The sequence below is a fragment of the Sphingobium sp. JAI105 genome (genome assembly GCF_015752145.1).
GTDB classification, from domain to species: Bacteria; Pseudomonadota; Alphaproteobacteria; order Sphingomonadales; family Sphingomonadaceae; genus Sphingobium; species Sphingobium xenophagum.
Genome location: NZ_JADOUC010000001.1, coordinates 1140627 through 1164316 on the forward strand (window position 1 = coordinate 1140627; position 23690 = coordinate 1164316).

Consider the following 23690-nt stretch of genomic DNA (forward strand, 5'->3'; position numbering starts at 1 on the left):
CGATTCCAAGCGACAAGTTACGACTTTTAGCCGATGCAACTCTTTGGGATTTTGGGATCATTACAAGTTCCATCCACATGGCTTGGATGAAAGCAATCACCGGACGAATGAAGTCTGATTTCATGTATTCGGTTGGTGTTGTATACAACACCTTCCCATGGCCCGACGCCACCCCCGCGCAGCGCGCTAAAATAGAGGGGCTGGCGCAGGCGGTGCTGGATGCCCGCGCCGCCTATCCCACGTCCAGCCTGGCCGATCTGTATGACCCGGACACCATGCCCGCCGACCTGCGCCGCGCCCATGCCGCGCTCGACCGCGCGGTTGATCGCCTCTACCGTGCGGCCCCGTTTGAAACCGACCGCGACCGGGTGGAACATCTGTTCGGTCGCTATGAGGCGCTGGTCAATCCGCTCGAACGGCTGGGCGCCGCGAAAAACCGCCGCGTGGCGCGCAAGGCCGGTCAGGATGCGGGCGGGAGTTAAGGCAACTTGCGGCTAGCGTTCCCCCGGCGAAGGCCGCAGTCCGCGATTGCAGATGCTGTGCCAGACATTCTGGAAGCATCCTCCCCTGCAAGGGGAGGTGGCAGCACGAAGTGCTGACGGAGGGGTATCGCCCTCTCGATAGCTGGACACCCCTCCGTCTGGCCTGCGGCCAGCCACCTCCCCCGCTGGGGGAGGATCACAGTTCCCGTTCTGAATCGGTTCAATAGGGCGCATCCCCGTCCCGCGCCGGGATCGCGCCGCGACGCCCGATATTCCATCCCGCCAGCCTATGCCCCACCAGCGCCGCGTCCACGGGCGTCGCGCCCGTCAGCCGTGCATGGAGATAGCCGCCGTTGAACGCATCACCAGCCCCGCTGGAATCGATCACCGGCACCATCTGCGGGACCGGCACGACAACGCCATCGACCAGGCAGCCGTCACCGCCCAGCTTCACCACCACCTCACGCCCCTGCCGCGCACCCCAGCGGGCGGCGGCGTCCTGCGCGTCGTCGGCTGCGCCCATCTCCACCTCGTCCGCCAGCGTCGGCAACCCCATGTCGCTGACCGCAATCGCCCGGTCGCGCCAGTGGCAGGCGGTTGCGGCATCGCTCCACAGCCGGGCGCGATAATTGCCGTCGAACGCCACCTTGCCGCCCCCGGCCCGCACCCTGGCGCACAGGTTCAGCAACGCCTCCCGCCCTTCGTCGGGCAGGATGGCCAGCGTGATGAGCGAGAAATAGAGCAGGTCGGACTGCGCCGCCTGCGCCACCATATCCACGCTGCCGGGCAGATCGAACATCCGCCGCGCGGCCGCCTCCCCCCGCCAATAATGGAAACTGCGCTCGCCGCTCGCATCCGTTTCGATCGCATACAGGCCCGGCAGCCGGTCCGCCGCGCGCAGCACCAGCGCGGTGTCGACCCCTTCGGCCTCCCATGCCGCGCACAGTTCCGCGCTCATCGGGTCCGTGCCCATGGCGCTCGCCAGCCGCACCCTGTCGCCCGACCGGGCGAGATGGATCGCGGTGTTGATGACATCGCCGCCATAGCCCAGCGTCCAGCCGTCGCCCGTCCCCCGGCTCAGTTCCAGCATCGCTTCCCCGATGACAGTGACGCTCGCCCCTGCTACGCTGACCATATTCCATCCCGTTCCATCTGACGCCGGTTTCGTGCGGAGCGACTGCGCGCAAGTCAAGCCGTCAACGGTAAACGGCCTGTTTGCGGTAACAGGGAACTTTTACGCGACACGGGCGTTTTGCCTGTGGCAAGGACGCTCTTGATCCATTCGACGTCCGCCTTCGGGGAATTGATGATTAGTGCTGTGCCTGGACGTCCTGACAACTGCTTTGAACTATTGGTCCAGAGTGTTACCGATTACGCCATCTACATGCTCGATCCCACCGGCGTCATCGTCAGCTGGAACGCAGGCGCGCGCCGGTTCAAGGGCTATGAAGCGGACGAGATTATCGGCCAGCATTTTTCCCGCTTCTACACGGCGGAGGATCAGGCGAGCGGCGTGCCTGCCCTTGCCCTCTACACCGCTGAACATGATGGCCGTTTCGAAGCGGAAGGCTGGCGCGTGCGCAAGGGCGACACCCGCTTCTGGGCCAGCGTCGTGATTGATCCGATACGCGATCCCAGCGGACAATTGCTGGGCTTTGCCAAAATCACCCGCGACATGACCGAACAACGCTCTGCGCGCGAAGCGTTGCGCCACAGCGAGGAACGCTTCCGCCTGCTGGTCGACAGCGTCACCGATTATGCGATCTACATGCTCGATCCCGTCGGCACGGTAACCAGCTGGAACCGCGGCGCGGAACGGTGCAAGGGCTATAGCGCAGACGAGATTGTCGGCCAGAATTTCTCGCGCTTCTATAGCGAGGAGGACCGCATCGCCGGCCTCCCCTCCCGCGCGCTCCACACCGCCGAACAGGAGGGCCGGTTCGAAGCGGAAGGCTGGCGCATCCGCAAGGACGGCACCCGTTTCTGGGCCAATGTCGTGATCGATCCGATCCGCGACCCGCTGGGCCAATTGCACGGCTTTGCCAAGGTCACCCGCGATCTGACCGAACGACGCGAAGCGCAGCGCGCGCTGGACGAAGCGCGCGACGCCATCGTCCAGACGCAGAAGATGGACGCGATCGGCAAGCTGACCGGCGGCGTCGCGCATGATTTCAACAATCTGCTGGCGGTTATCGTCGGCAGCCTGGATCTGGCGCGGCAACGCATGGCGAGCGGCGCGGACATCAGCCGCTATCTCGACAATGCCATGGCCGCGGCCGAACGCGGCGCGACGTTGACCCAGCGGATGCTGGCCTTCGCGCGCAAGCAGGAACTCAAGCTGCAATGCGTCGATTGCATCGCTCTGGTGCGCGACATGGCGGACCTGCTCCAGACGACGCTGGGGTCGGGCATCACCATCGAAACCCGCTTCCCGCTCGCTATGGTCCCCGCCCATGCTGATCCGACGCAACTGGAACTGGCGCTGCTCAACCTGGCGGTCAATGCGCGCGATGCGATGCCGGGCGGCGGCCTGATCATTGTCGAGGCGGCGGAAATCGCGGTCGATGCCGGCGAACGGCCCGATCTGGCGGCCGGTGCCTATATCCGCCTTGCCGTCACCGACGCTGGCGAAGGCATGGACGAAGCGACGCTGCAACGCGCGCGCGAACCTTTTTTCACGACCAAGGGCGTGGGCAAGGGTACCGGGCTTGGCCTGTCAATGGTCCATGGTTTTGCCCAGCAATGCGGCGGATCGCTGACCCTGTCGAGCGAGGTCGGGGTTGGCACTACCGTCGCCCTGTGGCTGCCCGTCGCCAGCGCCGATACCGCCGAGCCCGCGCCAGCGCGCTTTCAGATGGCCGACGACATCGACACGCCGATGGTCATATTGGCGGTCGATGATGATGATCTGGTGCTGATGAACACGGCGGGGATGCTGGAAGATCTGGGCCATACCGTGTTTCAGGCCAGCAATGCGGTGGATGCGCTGCGCCTGCTGGAACAGGGCGCGATCGACCTTGTCGTGACGGACCATGCCATGCCGGGCATGACCGGCGCGCAACTGGCCGACGCAATCGAAGCCTGCTTCCCCGGCCTGCCGGTCATCATCATCACCGGCTTTGCCGAATTGCCCCCGCACGCCAGCGCCCGGCCCCGGCTGGACAAGCCGTTCAAGCAGGCCGATCTCGCCCGCATCGTGAAGGCCAGTCGCCCTTCGCACGCCGGCGATCCACCGCTTGACGCTACGGTCACGCCGCACGGCGGCTGACACTTTTGGCGGATAGGGGCTTGCAAGCAGCCTGCACTTCGCCAATGGAATAAAAATTCCAACAAAATCGCAGGATTACATGGACACGCCGTTTGCGCCCACACCGACATCGCATTTCTTCACGTCGTTGCGCACCCGGCTGCACTATCTCGACTGGGGCAATTCATCGGCGCCCACGCTGATCCTGGTCCATGGCGGCTTCGACCATGGGCGCAGCTGGGACTGGACGGCGCGCGCGCTGGCGAAGGATTATCATGTCGTCGCGCTCGACCTGCGCGGCCATGGCGACAGCGGCTGGTCGGCTGACGGCGCTTATATGATGACCAATTATGTCTATGATCTGGCGTTGCTGGTCGATCTGCTGGACCGATCGCCGATCAGGATCGTCGGCCATTCGCTGGGCGGGTCGATTGCGCTGCGCTTTGCGGGCCTGTTCCCTGACAAGGTGGACAAGATCGTCGCGATCGAAGGATTGGGCCTTTCGCCCCACCGGATACAGGAAAAGGCCCAGGAATCAGAGCCTGACCGCTGGCGCAACTGGATCGAATCGCGGCGCGCCAGCGCCCGCCGCACCCCCAAACGCTACCCCACCATAGAGGCCGCGGTCGGGCGGATGCGCGAACGCAACGAACATCTCTCGCTTGAACAAGCGCTGCACCTCACCATGCATGGCGTCAATCGCAATGAAGATGGCAGCTATAGCTGGAAATTCGATCCCTATCTCAACGGCACTGCGCCACAGGCCGGATCGGACGACGATCTGCCTGCCTTCTGGCGACAGATCAGCGCGCCGACCTTGCTGTGCCTGGGACTCGACAGCTGGGCGTCCAACCCGGTCAAGGACGGTCGCGCCGCGCATTTCAGCAACGCCCGGCTGGTCGAATTTGCCGATGCGGGCCATTGGCTCCACCACGACCAGTTCAACCGCTTCATCGCGGAATTGCGCGCCTTTTTGTGACTATTAGGTCCTCCCCTGCAAGGGGAGGGGGACCGTTCGCGAAGCGAATGGTGGAGGGGTGTCGCCCTATCGATAGGGTAACACCCCTGCGTCTGGCCTGCGGCCATCCACCTCCCCTGCAAGGGGAGGATGCCATTACGCCACAAACCCCGCCACCGCCGCCTGATACTCCGCTTTCAGGCCCGCGATAAAATCGCCCGCTGGTTGCACCTTGGTGATCGCGCCGATCCCCTGCCCGCATCCCCACACATCGCGCCATGCCTTCTTGTCGGTCATGGCACCGGCGAAATCCATGTCCGCCGCCTTGGGCAGCGCGTCCGGGTCCATGCCCGCCGCCACGATGCTGGGGCGCAGATAATTGCCATGAACGCCGGTGAACACATCGGAATAGATGATGTCGTCGGCCTGGGATTCGACGATCATCTGCTTGTAGGCCGCATCGGCATTGGCCTCGCTCGTGGCGATGAAGGGCGATCCCATATAGGCCAGGTCCGCCCCCATCATCCGCGCCGCCGCGATCGAGCGGCCCGTCGCAATCGACCCGGACAGCGCAAGCGGCCCGTCGAACCACTGGCGGATTTCCTGCACCAGGGCAAAGGGCGACAGCGTCCCGGCATGCCCCCCTGCCCCGGCCGCCACCGCGATCAGGCCGTCCGCGCCCTTCTCTATCGCCTTGCGCGCGAACCTGTTGTTGATGACGTCATGCAGCACGATCCCGCCATAGCTATGGATCGCCTCATTCACCTTTTCCTGCGCGCCCAGCGACGTGATGATGATCGGGACGCGATATTTGACGCACAGCGCCAGATCCTCCTCCAGCCGGGGATTGGTCTTGTGGACGATCAGGTTGACGGCAAAGGGCGCATCCTTTTCCGTCAATTCGCTGGTCAGCCGTTGCAGCCAGCTCTCGAACACGCCCGAAGGCCGGGCATTGAGCGAGGGGAAGGCGCCGACAATGCCTGCCCGGCACTGGGCGATGACCAGGTCGGGCTGGGATATGATGAACATGGGCGATCCGATCAGCGGCAGCGACAAACGGCCTTGAAGCGATGTCGGCAGGGTCATGATCGTAGCTCTCCTTCTTTGTTCGCCATTCGCGCTATCACTGGCGGCGTCGCAGAAAAAGGCCAAATCAACTGTATTGATGATATAATACAGTCATGCTATGACAGGCCATAATCAACAGTCCGTTGGAGATGGACGATGTATAGCGAGAGTGATCTACAGGATGCTGTAGCGGCGGGGGTTATCCCCGCGCAAAGCGCGCAGGCGCTGCGCGATCATGTCGCCCGGCTGCGGTCCAGCCCGGTGGTGGATGAAGAATCCTTCCGCCTGCTGACCGGCTTCAACGATATTTTCGTGGCGATCGCCGGCATCATCCTGCTGGTCGCGGTCGGCTGGCTGGGCAACAGCATCCGGCTGGGCGCGCCGGAACATCATCCATCGCTGATGTCGGGCCTGCTGGTCGCGGCAGCCAGTTGGGGGTTGGCCGAATATTTCACCCGCCAGCGGCGCATGGCGCTGCCCTCCATCCTGTTGCTGGTCGGCTTCGTCGGCGGCGTCGCCTTTTCGCTGGGCGCGCTGGCGGCGCAACTCTTCCCCGATGTCGGCGATCGGGCAGGCGCGCTAATCCTGTCTGGCGTCGCTGCATTCAGCGCGCTGGCGGCCTTCGCACACTGGCGGCGCTTCATGGTGCCGATCACCGTGGCGGCAGGCGCTGCGGCGGCGGCCGGGGTCGTCGCGGGCCTCGTCATCGCGGCGATCCCGAACAATGTCACCCTGCCCTTCCTGCTGCTGCTGGCTGGCGGGCTTGCCATCTTCGCCTTCGCCATGTGGTGGGACATGTCAGACCGCAGCCGCATCACCCGCCGGTCGGACGTCGCCTTCTGGCTGCACCTTACCGCTGCGCCGATGATCGCCCATTCGCTCTTCCACCTGCTCGGCGTATTCGACGGCGACGACATCAGCGTCGCAAAGGCGGTGATGGTCATCGCCCTCTATGTCGCCTTCGGCCTTGTCGCTCTGGCGATCGACCGGCGCGCGCTGCTGGTATCCAGCCTCGCTTATGTTCTCTTCGCCCTCTATGCCCTGTTCAAGCAGGCAGGCGCGGTCGAACTCTCCGCCGCCTTCACCGCACTGGTGATCGGTTCTTCGCTGCTGCTGCTGTCGGCGCTCTGGCACCATGCCCGCACGCTGGTGGTCGGCGGCCTGCCCTCGTCCCTGATCGACAAGCTGCCCTATCTCGACCGCGCACCGGCCTGAAAATCCTCCCCAAAGCCTGCCTTGGGGAGGGGTCAGGAGGACTTACCCCTCCACGATCCGCAATAATTTGCGCTCGACCTGGGCCAGGATATTCTGCAAATCCTGGCCTCGTTTCAATATATTGCCCGCTTCGCCGACCAGCGCCCACATGCCCTGCCGGTTGCGCAGCGCCGGGCGCTTTTCGATGCGATATTCGGGGCGTTCGGCGGCGCGGCGGAAGGCGCTGAAAATCGCGGCCTCACGCCCCATGTCCATGGCATAGTCACGCCAGTGCCCAGCTGACACCATCCGGCCATACAGGTCCATGATCCGCTGCAATTCCTGCCGGTCGAACCCGACCTGCCCCGCTCCACCCTTGGGAAACGGCGTCACATTGGACATCAGGCCCGGTCACGCGCCTTGAACAGCGACTCGTCGTCGGGCAGCTTGGGCCGCTGTTGTTCCGCGATCAGTTCCGCCAGCCGCTTCTGCAACTGTTCGACCTCGCACTGGAGCAGTTCCAGCTTCTGCTTTTCCGGGTCGAAACAGTCGGAGCAAGGGGTGCCATAGGGCACGAAATCGCGCTGATAGGCGGTCACGTCGACCAGCATCGCCCGCGCCGGTATGCCCACCATCGTCGCGCCTTCGGCCACATCCTTGGTCACCACCGCATTGGCCCCGACCCGCGCCCGCGCGCCGACCGTCACTGGCCCCAGCACCTGCGCGCCCGACCCCACGATCACGCCATCGCCCAGCGTCGGGTGCCGCTTGCCCGCAATGCCGTTGGCCGGATCAGTCCCGCCCAGTGTCACATTCTGGTACAGCGTCACATCGTCGCCAATCTCCGCCGTCTCTCCGACCACGGTAAATCCATGGTCGATGAAGAAGCGCTTGCCGATCTTGGCCCCCGGATGAATGTCGTTCCCGGTCATGAAGCGCGAGAAATGATTGACCGCGCGCGCCAGGAAAAAGAGCCGCGCCCGATACAGGCGATGGGCCACCCGGTGAAAGGCCAGCGACCAGACGCCCGGATATAACAGGATTTCTGCACGGGACCGGGGCGCAGGATCGCGCGATTTGACCGAATCCAGATAGGCAATGAGGGCGCGTACCATCCACATATCCCCGAACCGGGCGCGCCTGTCCGCACGCCGCTATAGCTAAATCGAAGACCAACATAGCGACACAGGTCCGATTTTTCCAGAGACGGCGCTATTTCCCCTTCGCCACCGCAAATAGGAACTTGCTTGCCGCGTGCCGATAAGCCAACTATATAGGTAGACAATCAGACCAAAGGCAGACGGATGATCGACGCTCTCACGGCCCATTTCGGCGAAATCCTGCCGTTCATCCTGGTCGGCTTCGGCGCGCAGATGGTCGATGGCGCGCTCGGCATGGCCTATGGCGTCATCTCCAGCACGCTGCTGCTCACGCTCGGCGTGCCGCCCAGCCGCGCCTCGGCCAGCGTCCATGTCGCGGAAACCTTCACCACCGCGGTCTCGGCGATCAGCCATATCCTGCACAAGAATGTCGACTGGAAGCTGTTTTCGAAGCTCATCATTCCCGGCGTCATCGGCGGCGTGACGGGCGCCTATGTCCTGTCCAATATCGACGGCGCCGTCATCAAACCCTATATCCAGGCCTATCTCGCTGCCATCGGCCTCTATCTCGTCTGGCGTGGCTTTCACCTGCCGCCCAAGCAGAAAGACCCCAAATGGGTGACGCCGCTCGGCCTGACGGGCGGTTTCATGGATGCGACCGGCGGTGGCGGCTGGGGGCCGATCGTGACCTCCAACCTGTTGTTGCAGGGGTCCAGCCCTCGCCATACGATCGGCACCGTCAACACGGTCGAATTCTTCCTGACCCTGTCGATCAGCCTCACCTTCCTCATCCATCTGGGGTGGCAGGCCTTCACCACCTACACGCTCGGCCTGTTGATCGGCGGCGTATTGGCCGCCCCGGTCGGCGCGATGCTCGCCAGGCATATCCCGCCGCGCCTGCTGTTCACGGCGGTCGGGTTCATCCTGACCCTGACATCCATTGTCGGCCTCGCCAAATATCTTGGATATATCGGCTAAAACACTTATATTCGGCTTTCTGATCGAGGAAGCCGATAGATGTCCAACTACCTCCCCACCCTCAAACAGCTGCAATATCTGGTTGCGCTGAAGGAACAGGGACATTTCGGCAAGGCGGCCGACAGCTGCTACGTCACCCAGTCCACCTTGTCGGCAGGCATCAGAGAACTCGAATCGCTGCTGGGCGTCACGCTGGTGGAGCGCACCCGCCGCGTCGTGCGCTTCACTGCGCTTGGCGATCGCATCGTGGAAAAGGCGCACCGCGTGCTGCGGGAGGCGGAGGAGCTGTCCGCCATCGCCGAAGCGTCGGGCAAGCCGCTGTCGGGCGAATTGCGCATGAGCGTCATCCCGACGATCGCGCCCTTCCTGCTGCCCCGCCTGTTGCCCCGGCTGCGCGCCGACCGGCCCGAACTCAAACTCTATCTGCGCGAGGAAACGACCCAGGCGGCGATCGAATCGCTGCGCCATGGCAATGTCGATTGCGTTTTGCTCGCCCTCCCCTTCGCCACCGGCGAACTGGAAAGCGAAATCCTCTTTCAGGACCGCCTCTATGTCGCCTTCCCGCGCGACGATCCGCGCGATCCGCCCGACTGGATCGGGCCGGAGATGATCGACGAGAGCAAATTATTGCTGCTGGAGGACGGGCATTGCCTGAAGGACCATGCACTGGCCGCCTGCAACCGCCCCGAACTGCGCGCCAGCGCGATCATGATGGGCACGTCGCTGCACACGCTCATTCAGATGGTCGACAATGGCCTGGGCGTCACCATGCTGCCTGAAATGGCGATCGCCAGCGGCATATTGGAACATACCCAGATCGTCGCCCGCCCGCTCCGCTCCGACCGGGCCTGGCGTGACATCGCGCTGGTCTGGCGCAAGAACAGCCCGCGCGAAAAGGAATTCCACCTCCTCGCCGGCATTCTGCGCGAAGCGTCCGATCCGCCGACGATGGTGGAGGCGGCCTGACACCCACCTCCGTGCCAAGGAAGCTTTTGGCAAGCTTATCGTAGCGGGTGGCGACAGTCTCAGGCTCGATAGGCAATAAGCCTTTCAGAGCGCGCCACTTTCGTTCCGTCACATCTCCTCTGCTCAGGCATGCCTCCAAAAGACGGCCTTGAATCAATCCGCCAAGATCATGTCATCCGATTGGCATCCCCACGGCCCGCGAAGGCCGATGGGGGTTACCAGTTTGAAGGCAGGAAACGGGAAGCCCTGACCCGTGGCTATTCCTAAAATTCTGTTTCAACACACGGAGTTGCAGAATGAAGCTGATAGAGGGCAAGGTCGCCATAATTACCGGGGCGAGTTCAGGAATTGGCCGGGCAGCGGCAAGATTGTTCGCCGCGCACGGGGCAGCGGTGGTCCTGGTTGCGCGTCGTCAAGATCGCCTGGATCAATTGGTCAGTGAAATCGCCGAATCCGGCGGACAGGCAAAGGCTATCCTAGGCGATGTCACGGATGAGCGCACGCATCATGATGCAGTGGCTGCCGCCCAATCCGCTTTTGGCGGCCTGGATATCGCGTTCAATAATGCCGGGACGGTCGGCGCCATACTGCCGCTCGCGGCAATCGAACCTCAGCAATGGTCAGACGTGCTGGCAACAAATCTCACTGCCGCATTTCTAGGCGCGCGTGCGCAGCTTCCGGCAATGCAGGCGCGCGGTGCGGGAACGCTTATCTTTACCGGCAGCTTCGTCGGCACAAGTGCCGGTTTGCCCGGAATGGGCGCATACGGCGCGGCGAAAGCTGGCCTTATGGGCCTGGTGCGTGGGATAACGGCAGATTATGGTGCGATAGGAATTCGGGCCAATGTACTTCTCCCGGGGGGAACAGCGACCGAGATGGCCGGCGATGCGGAACAACGCCAATGGGCCGCTGGCCTTCACGCCATGAAACGCATCGCTGAACCTGAGGAGATCGCACAGGCAGCGCTGTTCTTGGCCAGCGATATGGCGAGCTTCGTCACCGGTTCAGCGTTGTGGGCCGATGGCGGAAACGCGGCGGTGAAGATTTGAGCAAGCAAAGGTCGTGTGCCGAAAAGCGTACTGCGGCATTCGGTCAACCTGAGCAATTGGAATTTGTGCGCGCAGCCTAACCGATCCAGCCCTTAGCCTTCGCCTCATCCTCCGCCCGCGACTCGACCCATCCCGCCGCGCCGTCGGCGAAATGCTCCTTCTTCCAGAAGGGCGCCTGCGACTTCAGCCAGTCGATCAGGAAGGCGCAGCTTTCCAGCGCGGCGGCGCGGTGGCGCGATGCCGTGCCGACGAACACGATGCGCGCCCCCGGCTCCAGCCGCCCGAAGCGGTGGATGACGCTCAGGCCCAGCAGCGGCCAGCGCGCCATCGCCTCGTCGCAGATGCGGTCGACCTGCGCCTGCGTCATCGCCGGATAATGTTCCAGTTCCAGCGCGACCAGCCCGCCGCCCCCGCGCACCACGCCAGTAAAGCTCGCCACCCCGCCGCCGCCCAGGGCTTCGAGCGCGGCCAGTTCGGTCGCGACATCGAAATCCCCGGCCTGCACCGCGACCCGCTTCATCCGCCGGTCACCGGCGGAAACAGCGCCAGTTCGCGCGCATCGCCGATCGGGCTGTCCAGCGCCACGAACCGCTGATCCAGCGCCGCCCGCAACCGCGTCGCATCGCCCAGCGCCTCGGCATGGCCGCCGCCCCGCGCCGCCAGCATCGCCACCAGATCGGCAATGCTGGTCCCCGCGTCGGGCCGCGCCACCTGCTCCTCATCCAGCCCGATCCGTTCGCGGACCCAGGCGAAATAGACGATCGTCAGCATGATCCGCGCTCAATCCATATGCTTGATGCCGACGCGCAGATAATCCCAGCCGGTTATCAGCGTCAGCAGCGCGGCAGCCCACAGCGTCACGATGCCAACCGCCTGGACAAAGGGAAATTGCGGCACCGCCCCCGCCAGGATCAGCGCGCCCAGTGCAATGATCTGGAAGGTGGTTTTCCACTTGGCCAGCCGCGACACCGGCACCGACACCTGAATGCCCGCCAGAAATTCGCGCAATCCCGATACCGCGATCTCGCGCAGCAGGATGATCATCGCGGCGACGATATGGATGCCCGCTATGTCGCGCGTGGCGCTCAGCATCAGGATGACGGCGGCGACCATGATCTTGTCGGCGATGGGATCCAGGAAGATGCCCAGCCGCGACACCGCGCCCTGCGCCCGCGCCAGATAGCCGTCGAAATAATCGGTAATGCCCATCAGGCAATAGAGCGCGAAGGCCAGCGCATAGCCGGTGGTCCAGCGCGCGCCCATTTCCGCGGGCCACAGCAGGGCGACCAGCAACGGCACCGTGACGATGCGCGAAAGCGTAAGCAGATTGGGCAGCGTCAGCATCGCCGCCGACTGCCACAGTCCGGCGCGACGCACAAGGCGCGACACATGGGCACGACACATGATTGCGGCAACGGGATTGGACAGCGGCACCGCCAGCGGCTAGACCCCGCTCCGGTCGCTAACGGTAAAGAAGCCCCCTTCATCCATGAAAGCCTCTCTCAGGCTCTTGAACAAGCGCCGTTTTCTGCCGCTTTTCATCACCCAGTTGCTCGGCGCGTTCAACGACAATCTCTTCAAGAACGCGATGGTGCTGTTCGTCGTCTATCAGGTATATAACGACGAACGCTCGGAAACCTGGTTCAGCGCGCTGGCCACCGGGATCTTCATCCTGCCCTTCTTCCTTCTGTCCGCCCTGTCGGGACAATTGGCCGATCAACGGGACAAGGCGGTCATCATCCGCTGGGTCAAGGGCGCGGAAATCGCGATCATGCTGGTCGGCGCGACTGGCCTCAGCCTCATCTGGGCGGGCATCGCCGTCCACACGCTGGCCATCCCGCTGCTGCTGCTCGCGCTGTTCGCCATGGGGGTCCACTCGACCTTCTTCGGCCCGATCAAATATGCCATCCTGCCCCAGCATCTCCATGACGATGAAGTGCTGGGCGGCACCGGCCTGGTGGAAGCCGGCACCTATATCGCCATTCTGGCGGGCACGATCCTGGCTGGCCTGATCCCGGTGGAGGTCGCTGCGGTCGGCATCGTCATCACCGCGCTGATCGGCTTTGCCGCCGGGCGCAGGGTGCCGTCCGCCCCGTCCCTGCTGGAACGGACGCCGATCGATTTCCACATCATCCGTTCGTCGATTACGCTGGTGCGCGGCACCATGCATATCCGCCGCCTGTTTCTGGCGATCATGTCGATCAGCCTGTTCTGGGCGGTCGGCTCCATCCTGTTCATCCAGTTTCCGCCGCTGGTCAAAAATGTGCTGACCGCCGACAAGTCGGTCGCCAGCCTGTTCCTCGCCATCTTCTCGATCGGCATCGCCATCGGCTCGATCGCGATCAACCGGCTGCTATGCGGCCATGTCTCGGCCAAATACGCCCCGGCATCGGTGATCGGCATGGGCGCCTGCATCGTTGCCTTCCATGTCGTATGCGCACTGTGGACGCCCGCCCCCGCCGGACAGATGCTCTCGTTCAGCGACTTCCTCGCCCATCCCATGGCGATGCCGCTATCCGCCTGCCTGCTGGGCGTCGCGACCTTTGGCGGCATGTTCGTCGTGCCGCTCTACGCCTTCCTCACCACCACCGTCGAAAAATGCGAAGCCGCCCGTACCGTCGCGGCCAACAATATCGTGAACAGCGGCATGATGGTGGTTGGATCGGTCATCGCGATCGGCCTGACGATCGCCGGCCTGTCAGTCGTGAAGCAACTGCTGCTCGTCGCCCTGCTCTGCCTGCCCTGCGCCTGGCTGGCGTGGAAACTGCACAAGGCATGCGACGGCCCCGTCTGTGCCTGATGCGCTCAGGAAATGAAGCTGTAGAAGGCCGTGAAGAAGGCGCAGAAGCTCAATCCGAACAGCTTCCAGTCGCTGTCATCATCGACCCGCTTTCGCTTGGCCGCTGGCGCCTGCTCGACAACGCGCAGCACATGCTGCGGCAACCGCTGGCGAAAGGGGTGACGGGCGGATTCGGTCGTCAGGACAAGGGGGCGTGTTCGCATGATGATGGGTTAACGCATTATTTACCATTTGGGCCATTGCGAAAGATGGTTAACCTGACCCTGTCCCGGTGCGGGACAGACTTGACTGTATCAGGCGAATAATACAGCATGGCTGAACCGATGACCGATCCGTCCAGCACAGCCGATCCCGCCGCGCCGCCGCCGCGCGAATTCGGCGCCGGGCCGCCCAGCGCCTTCGCCCCGCCCACGCCCTGGCGGCGGCGGTTGCAGATATTGGGCTGGATCATCGCGGCTGGCCTGGCGCTGCTGATGCTGGTGATCGGCTGGCTTGCCGTCACCGCCCCCCTCTCCCGCTCGCTCCGGCCGATCGCGCCGCCCAGCATCAGCCTGATGTCGACGGACGGCCACCTCATCGCCCGGCGCGGCGCGGTGATCGACACGCCGGTCACCATCGCGCAGCTTCCCGCCCATGTGCCCCAGGCTTTCATGGCGATCGAGGATCGGCGCTTCTACAGCCATTGGGGCGTCGATCCGCGCGGCATCGCCCGCGCCGCCTGGCACAATCTCTGGTCGGACGGATCGTCGCAGGGCGGCAGCACCATCACCCAGCAGCTGGCCAAGGGTGTGTTCCTCTCCAGCGACCGCACCATGGGCCGCAAGGCGCGTGAGGCGATGATCGCCTTCTGGCTCGAAGCCTGGCTGACGAAGGACCAGATCCTCGAACGCTATCTGTCCAACGTCTATTTCGGCGACAATGTCTATGGCCTGCGCGCCGCCTCGCTCCATTATTTCAACCGCGCGCCCGAACGGCTGACCATCCCGCAGGCCGCGATGCTGGCGGGCCTGCTCAAGGCGCCATCCCGCCTTGCCCCCACCAGCAATCTGAAGGGCGCGCGCGCCCGCGCCGCGCTGGTGACGCAGGCGATGGTGGACGCTGGCTATCTGACGCAGGCGGAACGCAACGCCCTGCCCCCCGTCCGCCTCAACGTCCGCGAAACGCCCGACGCCACCACCGGCACCTATTTTGCGGACTGGGTGCTGCCCGACGCCCGCGACCGGGCGGGCGCGGTCTATGGCGAACAGAAAATCGACACCACGCTCGACTGGCGCATCCAGCGCCTGGCCGAAGCCGCCGTCCGCCGCGCGCCGCTGGGCGGAGCGCAGGCCGCACTGGTCGCAATGAAGCCCGACGGCAGCGTCGTCGCCATGGTCGGCGGCAGGAATTACGCCAAAAGCAGCTTCAACCGCGCCGTGCAGGCCAGGCGCCAGCCCGGATCGACCTTCAAGCTGTTCGTCTATCTCGCCGCCTTCCGCGCAGGCATGACGCCGGAGGATATGATCGACGATACGCCGATCACTACCGGCTCGTATCGTCCGGCCAATCATGGCGGCAAATATCGTGGCCGCATCAGCCTGCGTCAGGCGTTCGCCGCCTCCAGCAATGTCGCCGCCGTCCGCCTGACGCAAAAGGTCGGCGTCGACAATGTCATCAAGGTCGCCCGCGATCTGGGCGTCACCGCGCCCCTGACCGAGGATTTGAGCCTGGCGCTCGGCACATCGGAAATCCCGCTGATCGAACTGGCCGAAGCCTATGCGGCGGTCGCGGCGGGGTCATATCCCGTCCTTGCCCATGGCCTGCCGCCCGAAGAACGGGGCTGGTTCGAACGGTTGATGGCGCGCCAGCGGGCCTTCGATGACGATGAACTGGCCATGATCCGCGACCTGCTCTCCTCCGCGGCCAATCGCGGCACCGGCAGCGCCGCGGCCCTGCGCACCAGCACCTTCGGCAAGACCGGCACGACCCAGGACAGCCGCGACGCCATCTTCGTTGGCTATGCCGGTGGTCTGGTGACGGCGGTATGGATCGGCAATGACGATAATAGCCCGCTCCCCGGCGGCGCGGCAGGCGGCGGCATCCCCGCGCGCATCTGGCGCAATTTCATGAGCGGCGCGATCAACGAAGCGGTCGAGGACGCCCCGGTCGAAACGCAGGATGCCGACCTCGTCAACGCCATCGCCAATATCAGCGTGGAAACCGGCATCGGCAATGTCGGACTCGGTGTCGACGAAGGCGGCATGACCGTGAATGTCGGCCCGGCCCAAATCCGCCTGCCCACCGACCAGCCCGCCCCGCCAGCCGATACGCCCCCACCCCGCATCGCCCCCACGCAACCGCCGCAGGGCGAGGATAGCGGGCCTTAACTCGACCGTCAGGGTCGATCGACATTCAAATGATGACGAGCCGAAAATGGTGGTTTTTCGTGACCCGGAGCGCAGCCTACTAAAAGTAGGTGAGCACCGGAAGCACGGAAAATCGCCATTTGCAGGCCGTCAGGGCTGAATGTCGGTCGATCCTAAACCGCCTGCGCGGCCGCCCAGCCACTGGCCCACGCCCATTGGAAATTATAGCCGCCCAGCCAGCCGGTAACGTCCACCGCCTCGCCAATCGCGTACAGGCCCGGCACCTTGCTTGCCTCCATCGTCCGCGATGACAGGCCCGCCGTCGCAATCCCGCCGACCGTGACCTCGGCCTTGGCATAACCCTCTGTTCCCGTCGGCGCGAACGGCCAGTCGTGCAGCCGCACGCCCAGTTGCCGCAGCGCCTTGTCGGACAGGTTGCCCATCTCGCCCTGCACCCCGGCCCGCTCCAGCAGCGCATCGGCCAGCCGCTCGGTCAGCGCCTGCGCCACTATCTTGCGCAAACTTGCGCGCGGCCGTTCGCGCTTCGCCTCGATCAGCCAGTCCGCGTCATGGTCGGGCAGGAAATCGACATGGATCGGGGTGCGATGCTGCCAATAGGATGAAATCTGCAACATCGCCGGTCCCGACAGACCGCGATGGGTGAACAGCGCCGCCTCCCGAAACCGCACCTTGTTCCAGCGGACCATGACGTCCGCCGACACGCCCGACAACGCCTGAAACAGCGCCTCGTCCGCCCCCAGCGTGAAGGGCACCAGCGCCGGGCGGGGCTGGATGATCGACAGCCCGAATTGCCGCGCGACGTCATAGGCAAAGCCGGTCGCGCCCATTTTCGGGATGGACGGCCCGCCGGTCGCCAGCACCAGCGCGGGCGCGCGATGCTCCACCCCGCCGACCGTCACCCGATACAGGCCATCGCCATGCGCCACGTCGGCAATCGGCTGCCCCAGCGCCATCGTCACCCCGCCCTTGGCGCATTCCTCCTCCAGCATCGCGACAATCTGTTTGGCCGACCCGTCGCAAAATAATTGCCCCAGCGTCTTTTCATGCCAGGCGATGCCATAGCTATCGACCAGCGCGATGAAATCCTGCGCGCCGTACCGCCCCAGCGCGGACTTGGCGAAATGCGGATTGGCCGACAGATAGCGATCGGCCGCCGTGTCGATATTGGTGAAATTGCACCGTCCGCCGCCAGAAATCAGGATTTTCTTGCCCGGCTGATCGGCATGATCGATCAGCAGCACCCGCCTGCCCCGCTGGCCTGCGACCGCCGCGCACATCATCCCCGCCGCACCCGCACCCAGGATGATCGCGTCCCAATCGGCCATCATCGACCCCGCTTGCCGCGCACCAGCGCCTCGTCCAGCGCCGACAGGAATCGCGAACGGTCATTCTTGCCAAAGGGCGGCGGCCCACCAATCTGTTCGCCCCCGGCGCGCAGATCCGCCATGATCGCCCGCGTCGCAATCGCCGCGCCAATCGAACTCAGCGTGAAGGGCTTGCCATTGGGCGCAATCACGATCGCACCGGCTTTCAGGCATCGGTCCGCCAGCAGGATGTCAGCCGTGATGCACACCGCGCCCGCATCCGCCCGCTCGGCAATCCAGTCGTCCGCCGCATCGAACCCGTCGCTCACCACCACCCGGTCGATCAGGTCATGGGCGGGAACCCGGATCGGGCTGTTGCTCACGATCGTGACCGGCACGCCATGGCGAAAGGCGACCTTGTAAATCTCGTCCTTCACAGGACAGGCATCGGCATCGACCAGAATCTTCATGGCTCCGGGCGATAAGCGCGAGGACGGCACTTCACAATGGCCCGATTGAAGCGCCCTGTGTTCCCGCGCAGGCGGGAACCCAGTCCCGCCGTTTGAACTGGGTTCCCGCCTGCGCGGGAACACGCTGCCTTTGGTCGTGGCCGGAGCTTATTTCCGCTATGATCATTCCCCGCCTTCACCCCACGCCCATCCTGCCCTACATGAGACGGCAATGAGCGCCCCCCTGTACAACAAAGATATTTTGCGGCTCGCCGCCAGCATCCCGCACCATCACCGCCTGCCTGCCCCGCAGGCGAGCGTGGAGCGACGCTCCCCCACTTGCGGGTCGCGGGTGACGGTGGATGTGGCGATGGCCGACGGTCGCCTGTCCGACATCGGGCTGGACGTAAAGGCATGCGCGCTGGGGCAGGCATCCGCCTCGCTGATGGCCGCGCAGGCCATCGGCATGAGCGCCGACGAGCTGGCCGAGGCCCGCGACAAGCTGACCGCCTATCTGTCGGGCGCCAGCGACGATCTCGATTTCTGGCCCGGCCTTGCCGTGCTCGCCCCGGCGCGCGGCTACCCCGCCCGCCATGCCTCGATCCGGCTGGGCTTTGAAGCCATTGCCGAAGCCGCCCGGATGGCCGACGCCTGATGGCCAAATCCGCCGCTCCCATCACCGCGACCGAGATATTGCTCTCCGACGGCGTCCTCCTGCTGGGCGCGGCGTTGCTGTTCGTCATTATCTTCCGCCGCTTCGGGTTGGGCGCGGTGCTGGGCTATCTCGTCGCGGGCGCGCTGGTCGGGCCGCAGGGGCTGGGGCTGGTGGGCGGCGGCGAATCGAAGCTCGCCATTGCCGAAATCGGCATCGTCCTGCTGCTCTTCCTCGTCGGTCTGGAACTGCATCCCGCCCGGCTGTGGCGGTTGAAGCGGGACATATTCGCCCTCGGCCTGGCGCAGGTGGTGCTGTGCGGCTGCGTCCTGACCGCGATCATCTTCTATTTCACCGGCTTCACCTGGGGCGCGGCGATTGCGCTCGGCTTGCCGCTCGCCCTCTCCTCGACCGCTCAGGTCTTGCCGGGCCTCAAATCCAGCGGCCGCATCAACTCGCCCTTCGGTGAAAAGATATTCTCGATCCTGCTGTTTCAGGATCTTTCCATCGTCCCGCTGATCACCATCGTCGCCGCCCTGTCCCGCAACCCCGCTGATGCAGGCGGACCGCCCGGATGGATGACGGCGGCCTATACCGTCGCGGCGATCGCGGGCCTGGTTCTGGCCGGTCGCTTCATCCTGCGCCCGCTCCTGTCCCTTGTCGGACGATTGGGCGAGCGCGAACTGTTCGTCACCGTCGGCCTGTTCACCGTGCTGGCCGCCGCCGCGCTGATGCACAGCCTGCATCTTTCGACCGCCCTGGGTGCCTTCGTCGCGGGCGTGATGCTCGCCGATTCGCCCTACCGGCATGAAATAGAGGCGGACGTCGAACCGTTCCGTTCCATCCTGCTCGGCCTGTTCTTCCTGGCGGTCGGCATGGTGCTGGATCTCGCCACCGTCGCTGCCAATCCCGTGTTCGTCATCGGCATGGCGCTGATCCTGGTCGCGACCAAGGCCGCGATCATCACCGGCCTCGCCCGCCTGTTCGGCATGGACTGGCGGCCCGCGCTTGGTGCTGGCCTGTTGCTCAGTCAGGGCGGCGAATTCGGCTTCGTCCTGTTCGCCCAGGCGCAGGGCGCGCTGCTGATTGCGCCCGAAGCCGCCAGCCTGTTCAGCGCCATCGTCACCTTCTCCATGGCGACCACCCCCTTCCTGATGCTGTTCGCCCGCCGGTTTGAATTCGCCACGCCCAGTTCCGGCGCCGATCTGCCCGACCCGGACGAAGCGCCGCGCGGCACCGCGATCATCGTGGGCTATGGCCGCTTCGGCCAGACGGTCGCGCAAATGCTGATCGGCCATGGCTTTGCCGTCGTGTCGATCGACAAGAAGCCCGCCCAGATCGAAACGTCGCAGCGGTTCGACACGAAAGTCTATTATGGCGATGGTACCCGCATCGACCTGCTGCGCCGCGCCGGCGCGGAAGAGGCCCGGCTGATCGCCTTCTGCATCGACGATCCCTCGCTCGACAGCCGCACGCTTGAACCGATTGCCGAAGCCTTCCCGCAGGCGGCGCTGATGGTCCGCGCCTTCGATCGGCGGCAATTGCTGGCCTTGCAGAACATCGATCTCGCCGCCGTGGTGCGCGAAGTCTATGAATCGGCCATCTGCATGGGCGTGCAGGCGATGGAGGCGCTTGGCGTCCCGTCGGAGGAAATCGAGGAAGTCGAACGCCAATATCGCGCCAACGATCAGCAAAGGCTGGCGCTCCAGATCGAACATGGCACGCTGCTGGCGGCCAAGGATCTCATGTATCGCCCCGGCAGAGGCATGCGCCTGCTCTCGCGCGGCGACGGAGAAAAGCCATGATCCCCATATTCGCCGCCCTGTCTGCCGCCCTCGCCATCGGGGCGGGCGCGTTTGGCGCGCATGGCGTTGCCGATCCCAAGGCGGCGGAATGGCTGCGCACCGGCGGCCTTTACCAGCTGGTTCATGCCGTCGCCGCACTGGCGATCATGGGCGTGGCGCGCGGCGCGGCGGCGCTTTTGCTGGTTGGCGCGGCGATCTTCGCCCTCACCCTCTACGCCATGGCGCTGGGCGCGCCCAAATGGCTGGGCGCGGTGACGCCCGTTGGCGGCCTGTTGATGATCGCTGGCTGGCTCTGGGCGGCATGGACCTTCGGGCAACGCTGACGCGCGCCCTTGCCCCGGCCACCTACCCGGCCTAGATTGACGTCATGGCCGACCATCACCACCATCATCACGAACCCACCGGCACCCGGTTGGCCGACGCTGCGCGCGCCACGCTGGAAACGCAGGGCGAACAATGGACGCCCATGCGCGCGGCCATTTTCGATGCGCTGGCGGCGGAGGACAAGCCCGCATCGGCCTATGACATTGCCGACACCGTGTCGAAGGCGCGCGGCAAGCGGGTCGCGCCCAACAGCGTCTATCGCATCCTCGACCTGTTCGTGACGAACAATGTCGCGATGCGGGTGGAAAGCGCCAACGCCTATATCGCCAATGCCCATCCCGGCTGCCACCATGACTGCATCTTCCTGGTGTGCCGCACCTGCAAGCAGGCTACCCATGTCGATGATGACAAGGTGACGAACGAAGTCCGCGCCGTTGCCGAACAGGAAGGGTTCAAGCCTGAACGCCCGGTGATAGAAATTTTGGGAACATGCGCCAAATGCGCTGCATAAGTGGATCGTTGCGCTTCGCGACGGAACGGCCTAGCGCCCTGACGAGTCTATGTCTTTCATGAACGATCGCCCCCAAACCCCGTTGCTCGACCAGGTGATCTGGCCGTCCGACCTGCGCGCCCTCAAGCCGGAGCAGCTGCGGCAACTTGCCGACGAACTGCGGCAGGAAGTGATCGCCGCTGTCGGCGTCACTGGCGGCCATCTGGGATCGGGGCTTGGCGTGGTCGAATTGACGACCGCCATCCACTATGTGTTCGACACGCCCAATGACAAGCTGATCTGGGACGTGGGGCATCAATGCTATCCCCACAAAATCCTGACCGGACGGCGCGACCGCATCCGCACCCTGCGTCAGGGCGGCGGCCTGTCGGGCTTCACCAAGCGCGCCGAATCCGATTTCGACCCGTTCGGCGCGGCGCATAGCTCCACGTCGATCAGCGCGGCTCTGGGCTTCGCCATCGCCAACAAGATGCAGGACCGGCCGGGCAAGGGCATCGCCGTCATCGGCGACGGCGCGATGTCGGCGGGCATGGCCTATGAGGCGATGAACAATGCGCAGGCGGCGGGCAATCGCCTGATCGTCATCCTGAACGACAATGACATGTCGATCGCCCCCCCGGTTGGCGGCCTGTCGGGCTATCTCGCGCGGCTCGTGTCCAGCCGCGAATTTCTGGGCCTGCGAGACCTTGCGAAGAAGCTGGCGCGCAAGCTGCCCCGCCCGCTCCACAATGCCGCGCGCAAGACCGACGAATTCGCCCGCGGCATGGCGATGGGCGGCACCTTGTTCGAGGAACTGGGCTTTTACTATGTCGGCCCGATCGACGGCCATAATCTCGACCAGTTGATCCCTGTGCTGGAAAATGTCCGCGACGCTGCCGAAGGGCCGTGCCTGGTCCATGTCGTCACGCAAAAGGGTAAGGGCTATGGCCCCGCCGAAGCGGCCGATGACAAATATCATGGCGTCCAGAAATTCGACGTCATCACCGGCACCCAGGCCAAGGCTCCGCCCGGCCCGCCCAGCTACACCAATGTCTTTGCCCAGGCGCTGATTGCCGAGGCGCAGCGCGATCCAGCCGTCTGCGCCATCACCGCCGCCATGCCGTCCGGCACCGGGCTGGACAAATTCGCGACCGCTTTTCCCGACCGCTGTTTTGACGTCGGCATCGCCGAACAACATGCCGTCACCTTTGCCGCAGGCCTCGCTGCGCAGGGGATGCGGCCCTTCTGCGCCATCTATTCGACCTTCCTGCAACGCGCCTATGATCAGGTCGTCCATGACGTCGCGATCCAGAATCTGCCCGTCCGATTCGCCATCGACCGCGCGGGTCTGGTCGGCGCGGACGGATCGACCCATGCGGGCAGTTTCGACGTCACTTACCTCGCCACCCTGCCCAACATGGTGGTGATGGCGGCGGCCGATGAAGCCGAACTGGTCCATATGACCCATACCGCCGCCTGCCATGACAGCGGGCCGATCGCGCTGCGCTACCCGCGCGGCAACGGCACCGGCGTCGCCATGCCTGTCGTCCCCGAACGCCTCGAAATCGGCAAGGGCCGCATCGTGCGCGACGGGCGGCAGGTTGCCATTCTCTCGCTCGGCACAAGGCTGGAAGAGGCGCTCAAAGCCGCCGAGGCTCTGGAAGCGCGCGGCCTGTCCACCACCGTCGCCGACCTGCGCTTTGCCAAGCCGCTCGACGAAGCGATGATCCGCCGCCTGCTCACCACCCATGAAGTCGCCGTGACGATCGAGGAAGGCGCGATAGGCGGCCTTGGCGCGCATGTGCTGACGCTGGCCAGTGACCTTGGCCTCATCGACAATGGCCTGAAACTGCGCACCCTGCGCCTGCCGGACCTGTTCCAGGATCAGGACAAGCCCGAAAAACAATATGCCGACGCGCGCCTGGACGCCGACGCCATCATCGACACGGTGCTGACGGCATTGCGCCACAACAGCGTAGGAACCGAAGCGCGGGCGTAGACAGCGTGGTCAAATTCGCTTTGGCCATAGCCATCATATTGGGGCTATTGGGCGTGTCTGGCTCTGTGCAAGCTAAGAGGCGCGCCAAACGACTGGCCATTCAACGACGCGGGATCCAACCCAGCGCCTTGATCGATTGGCTGATCAATGAAGGTGTGGGGGAACCCGTTGCGGAATTCATATGGGATGCCCTTTCGCCCTATTATGGCGACGGCGATAATCTACCGCATCCCAACGACGACTTGATCGAAGATGCTGGCATCGACCCGGAAGATTTAGAAGATATCGTTGCCAAATTTTTCCAAGAAGGCGGATTGTCCGAACCGACGGCAAGCAATCCGGAGCATATCCCCCAAGACATGAGCATATGCGACTTCGGGCATTATCTCATGTCCTGCGCAAAACGATATAGCACCGCCTAACACCGCCTTGAACGCTCCACGAGACGCTCAAGGCGAT

Annotated in this window: 25 protein-coding genes and 1 pseudogene; 16 read left to right on the plus strand and 10 right to left on the minus strand. The window is 64.5% G+C overall.

Features of this window, described 5'->3' with window-relative positions; genetic code table 11:
• Positions 1-2: 2 nt before the first annotated feature.
• Together IWY39_RS24430 and IWY39_RS05370 are read left to right on the plus strand one after the other, a co-directional pair.
• Positions 3-107 (plus strand): annotated as a pseudogene (locus IWY39_RS24430) (type IIL restriction-modification enzyme MmeI); the annotation flags it as partial.
• A complete protein-coding gene (locus tag IWY39_RS05370) occupies positions 108-482 on the plus strand; it encodes a type IIL restriction-modification enzyme MmeI (protein WP_196871402.1) in 375 nt (124 codons plus the stop codon).
• 220 nt (positions 483-702) lie between these two features.
• Here the strand turns inward: IWY39_RS05370 and IWY39_RS05375 are convergent, their stop codons facing one another.
• On the minus strand, positions 703-1617 hold the full coding sequence (locus tag IWY39_RS05375; RefSeq protein ID WP_107125196.1) for a sugar kinase: 915 nt from the start codon (positions 1615-1617) through the stop codon (positions 703-705).
• A gap of 171 nt (positions 1618-1788) precedes the next feature.
• Here IWY39_RS05375 and IWY39_RS05380 point away from each other — a divergent pair, with 171 nt between their 5' ends.
• Together IWY39_RS05380 and IWY39_RS05385 are read left to right on the plus strand one after the other, a co-directional pair.
• Entirely contained in the window at positions 1789-3750 is a 1962-nt protein-coding gene (locus tag IWY39_RS05380; protein WP_107125275.1) for a hybrid sensor histidine kinase/response regulator, read from the plus strand.
• Between the two features lie 79 nt (positions 3751-3829).
• Positions 3830-4708, plus strand: a complete 879-nt coding sequence (locus IWY39_RS05385; RefSeq protein WP_107125195.1) for an alpha/beta fold hydrolase — start codon at positions 3830-3832, stop codon at positions 4706-4708.
• A 135-nt stretch (positions 4709-4843) separates the two neighbouring features.
• Here the strand turns inward: IWY39_RS05385 and IWY39_RS05390 are convergent, their stop codons facing one another.
• Entirely contained in the window at positions 4844-5773 is a 930-nt protein-coding gene (locus IWY39_RS05390; protein WP_017181370.1) for an NAD(P)H-dependent flavin oxidoreductase, read from the minus strand.
• 138 nt (positions 5774-5911) lie between these two features.
• On the opposite strand from IWY39_RS05390, the gene IWY39_RS05395 reads away from it, so the two are divergent.
• Entirely contained in the window at positions 5912-6970 is a 1059-nt protein-coding gene (locus tag IWY39_RS05395) for a hypothetical protein (protein ID WP_107125194.1), read from the plus strand.
• A 42-nt stretch (positions 6971-7012) separates the two neighbouring features.
• Here IWY39_RS05395 and IWY39_RS05400 read toward each other — a convergent pair whose 3' ends face one another.
• Complete coding sequence (locus IWY39_RS05400; RefSeq protein WP_107125193.1) at positions 7013-7351, minus strand: DUF2794 domain-containing protein; 339 nt, start codon at positions 7349-7351, stop codon at positions 7013-7015.
• Positions 7351-8064, minus strand: a complete 714-nt coding sequence (gene epsC / locus IWY39_RS05405; protein WP_026002086.1) for a serine O-acetyltransferase EpsC — start codon at positions 8062-8064, stop codon at positions 7351-7353. Before epsC ends, IWY39_RS05400 begins: the two co-directional genes overlap by 1 nt.
• Before the next feature lie 189 nt (positions 8065-8253).
• On the opposite strand from epsC, the gene IWY39_RS05410 reads away from it, so the two are divergent.
• The 3 genes from IWY39_RS05410 to IWY39_RS05420 all read left to right on the plus strand — a co-directional run bounded on the left by IWY39_RS05410 (position 8254) and on the right by IWY39_RS05420 (position 11042).
• Entirely contained in the window at positions 8254-9027 is a 774-nt protein-coding gene (locus IWY39_RS05410) for a sulfite exporter TauE/SafE family protein (protein ID WP_019051794.1), read from the plus strand.
• A 39-nt stretch (positions 9028-9066) separates the two neighbouring features.
• A complete protein-coding gene (locus IWY39_RS05415; RefSeq protein ID WP_017181365.1) occupies positions 9067-9993 on the plus strand; it encodes a hydrogen peroxide-inducible genes activator in 927 nt (308 codons plus the stop codon).
• A gap of 296 nt (positions 9994-10289) precedes the next feature.
• The gene (locus tag IWY39_RS05420; protein WP_107125192.1) at positions 10290-11042 is read left to right on the plus strand and encodes an SDR family oxidoreductase; all 753 of its coding nucleotides are present in this window, start codon (positions 10290-10292) and stop codon (positions 11040-11042) included.
• 76 nt (positions 11043-11118) lie between these two features.
• On the opposite strand, the gene IWY39_RS05425 is transcribed toward IWY39_RS05420, so the two are convergent.
• Genes IWY39_RS05425 through pgsA form a run of 3 tightly spaced genes read right to left on the minus strand, consistent with a single transcriptional unit; the run spans position 11119 to position 12386 of the window.
• Positions 11119-11562, minus strand: coding sequence for a molybdenum cofactor biosynthesis protein MoaE (locus IWY39_RS05425; RefSeq protein ID WP_107125191.1), 444 nt, complete (start codon positions 11560-11562; stop codon positions 11119-11121).
• On the minus strand, positions 11559-11813 hold the full coding sequence (moaD, locus tag IWY39_RS05430) for a molybdopterin converting factor subunit 1 (RefSeq protein ID WP_019051792.1): 255 nt from the start codon (positions 11811-11813) through the stop codon (positions 11559-11561). Before moaD ends, IWY39_RS05425 begins: the two co-directional genes overlap by 4 nt.
• Positions 11814-11822: 9 nt before the next feature.
• Positions 11823-12386 (minus strand): CDP-diacylglycerol--glycerol-3-phosphate 3-phosphatidyltransferase, encoded by a 564-nt coding sequence (gene pgsA / locus IWY39_RS05435; protein ID WP_026002085.1) that lies wholly within the window; start codon positions 12384-12386, stop codon positions 11823-11825.
• A 145-nt stretch (positions 12387-12531) separates the two neighbouring features.
• Between pgsA and IWY39_RS05440 the strand changes: the two genes are divergently transcribed.
• Positions 12532-13842: an MFS transporter gene (locus IWY39_RS05440; RefSeq protein WP_107125190.1), complete on the plus strand. Its 1311-nt coding sequence runs from the start codon at positions 12532-12534 to the stop codon at positions 13840-13842.
• A 5-nt stretch (positions 13843-13847) separates the two neighbouring features.
• On the opposite strand, the gene IWY39_RS05445 is transcribed toward IWY39_RS05440, so the two are convergent.
• Positions 13848-14045: a hypothetical protein gene (locus IWY39_RS05445; RefSeq protein ID WP_107125189.1), complete on the minus strand. Its 198-nt coding sequence runs from the start codon at positions 14043-14045 to the stop codon at positions 13848-13850.
• 108 nt (positions 14046-14153) lie between these two features.
• Between IWY39_RS05445 and IWY39_RS05450 the strand changes: the two genes are divergently transcribed.
• On the plus strand, positions 14154-16208 hold the full coding sequence (locus IWY39_RS05450; protein WP_107125188.1) for a transglycosylase domain-containing protein: 2055 nt from the start codon (positions 14154-14156) through the stop codon (positions 16206-16208).
• Positions 16209-16360: 152 nt separating this feature from the next.
• Here the strand turns inward: IWY39_RS05450 and IWY39_RS05455 are convergent, their stop codons facing one another.
• Both IWY39_RS05455 and IWY39_RS05460 read right to left on the minus strand, forming a co-directional pair.
• Positions 16361-17533: an NAD(P)/FAD-dependent oxidoreductase gene (locus IWY39_RS05455; protein ID WP_107125274.1), complete on the minus strand. Its 1173-nt coding sequence runs from the start codon at positions 17531-17533 to the stop codon at positions 16361-16363.
• Positions 17533-17982, minus strand: coding sequence for a YaiI/YqxD family protein (locus IWY39_RS05460; protein WP_107125187.1), 450 nt, complete (start codon positions 17980-17982; stop codon positions 17533-17535). Before IWY39_RS05460 ends, IWY39_RS05455 begins: the two co-directional genes overlap by 1 nt.
• A gap of 211 nt (positions 17983-18193) precedes the next feature.
• On the opposite strand from IWY39_RS05460, the gene IWY39_RS05465 reads away from it, so the two are divergent.
• The 6 genes from IWY39_RS05465 to IWY39_RS05490 all read left to right on the plus strand — a co-directional run bounded on the left by IWY39_RS05465 (position 18194) and on the right by IWY39_RS05490 (position 23653).
• A complete protein-coding gene (locus IWY39_RS05465; protein ID WP_019051786.1) occupies positions 18194-18616 on the plus strand; it encodes an iron-sulfur cluster assembly scaffold protein in 423 nt (140 codons plus the stop codon).
• Positions 18616-20418, plus strand: coding sequence for a cation:proton antiporter domain-containing protein (locus IWY39_RS05470; RefSeq protein ID WP_107125186.1), 1803 nt, complete (start codon positions 18616-18618; stop codon positions 20416-20418). The genes IWY39_RS05465 and IWY39_RS05470 overlap by 1 nt, the downstream gene beginning before the upstream one ends.
• Positions 20415-20741, plus strand: a complete 327-nt coding sequence (locus tag IWY39_RS05475; protein WP_107125185.1) for a DUF423 domain-containing protein — start codon at positions 20415-20417, stop codon at positions 20739-20741. The genes IWY39_RS05470 and IWY39_RS05475 overlap by 4 nt, the downstream gene beginning before the upstream one ends.
• A 44-nt stretch (positions 20742-20785) precedes the next feature.
• Positions 20786-21253 carry a Fur family transcriptional regulator gene (locus IWY39_RS05480; RefSeq protein ID WP_017181353.1) on the plus strand — a complete coding sequence of 156 codons (468 nt, stop codon included), beginning with the start codon at positions 20786-20788 and terminating at the stop codon, positions 21251-21253.
• 49 nt (positions 21254-21302) lie between these two features.
• Entirely contained in the window at positions 21303-23231 is a 1929-nt protein-coding gene (gene dxs, locus IWY39_RS05485; protein WP_107125184.1) for a 1-deoxy-D-xylulose-5-phosphate synthase, read from the plus strand.
• 128 nt (positions 23232-23359) lie between these two features.
• Positions 23360-23653 carry a hypothetical protein gene (locus IWY39_RS05490; protein WP_107125183.1) on the plus strand — a complete coding sequence of 98 codons (294 nt, stop codon included), beginning with the start codon at positions 23360-23362 and terminating at the stop codon, positions 23651-23653.
• Positions 23654-23690: the final 37 nt, after the last annotated feature.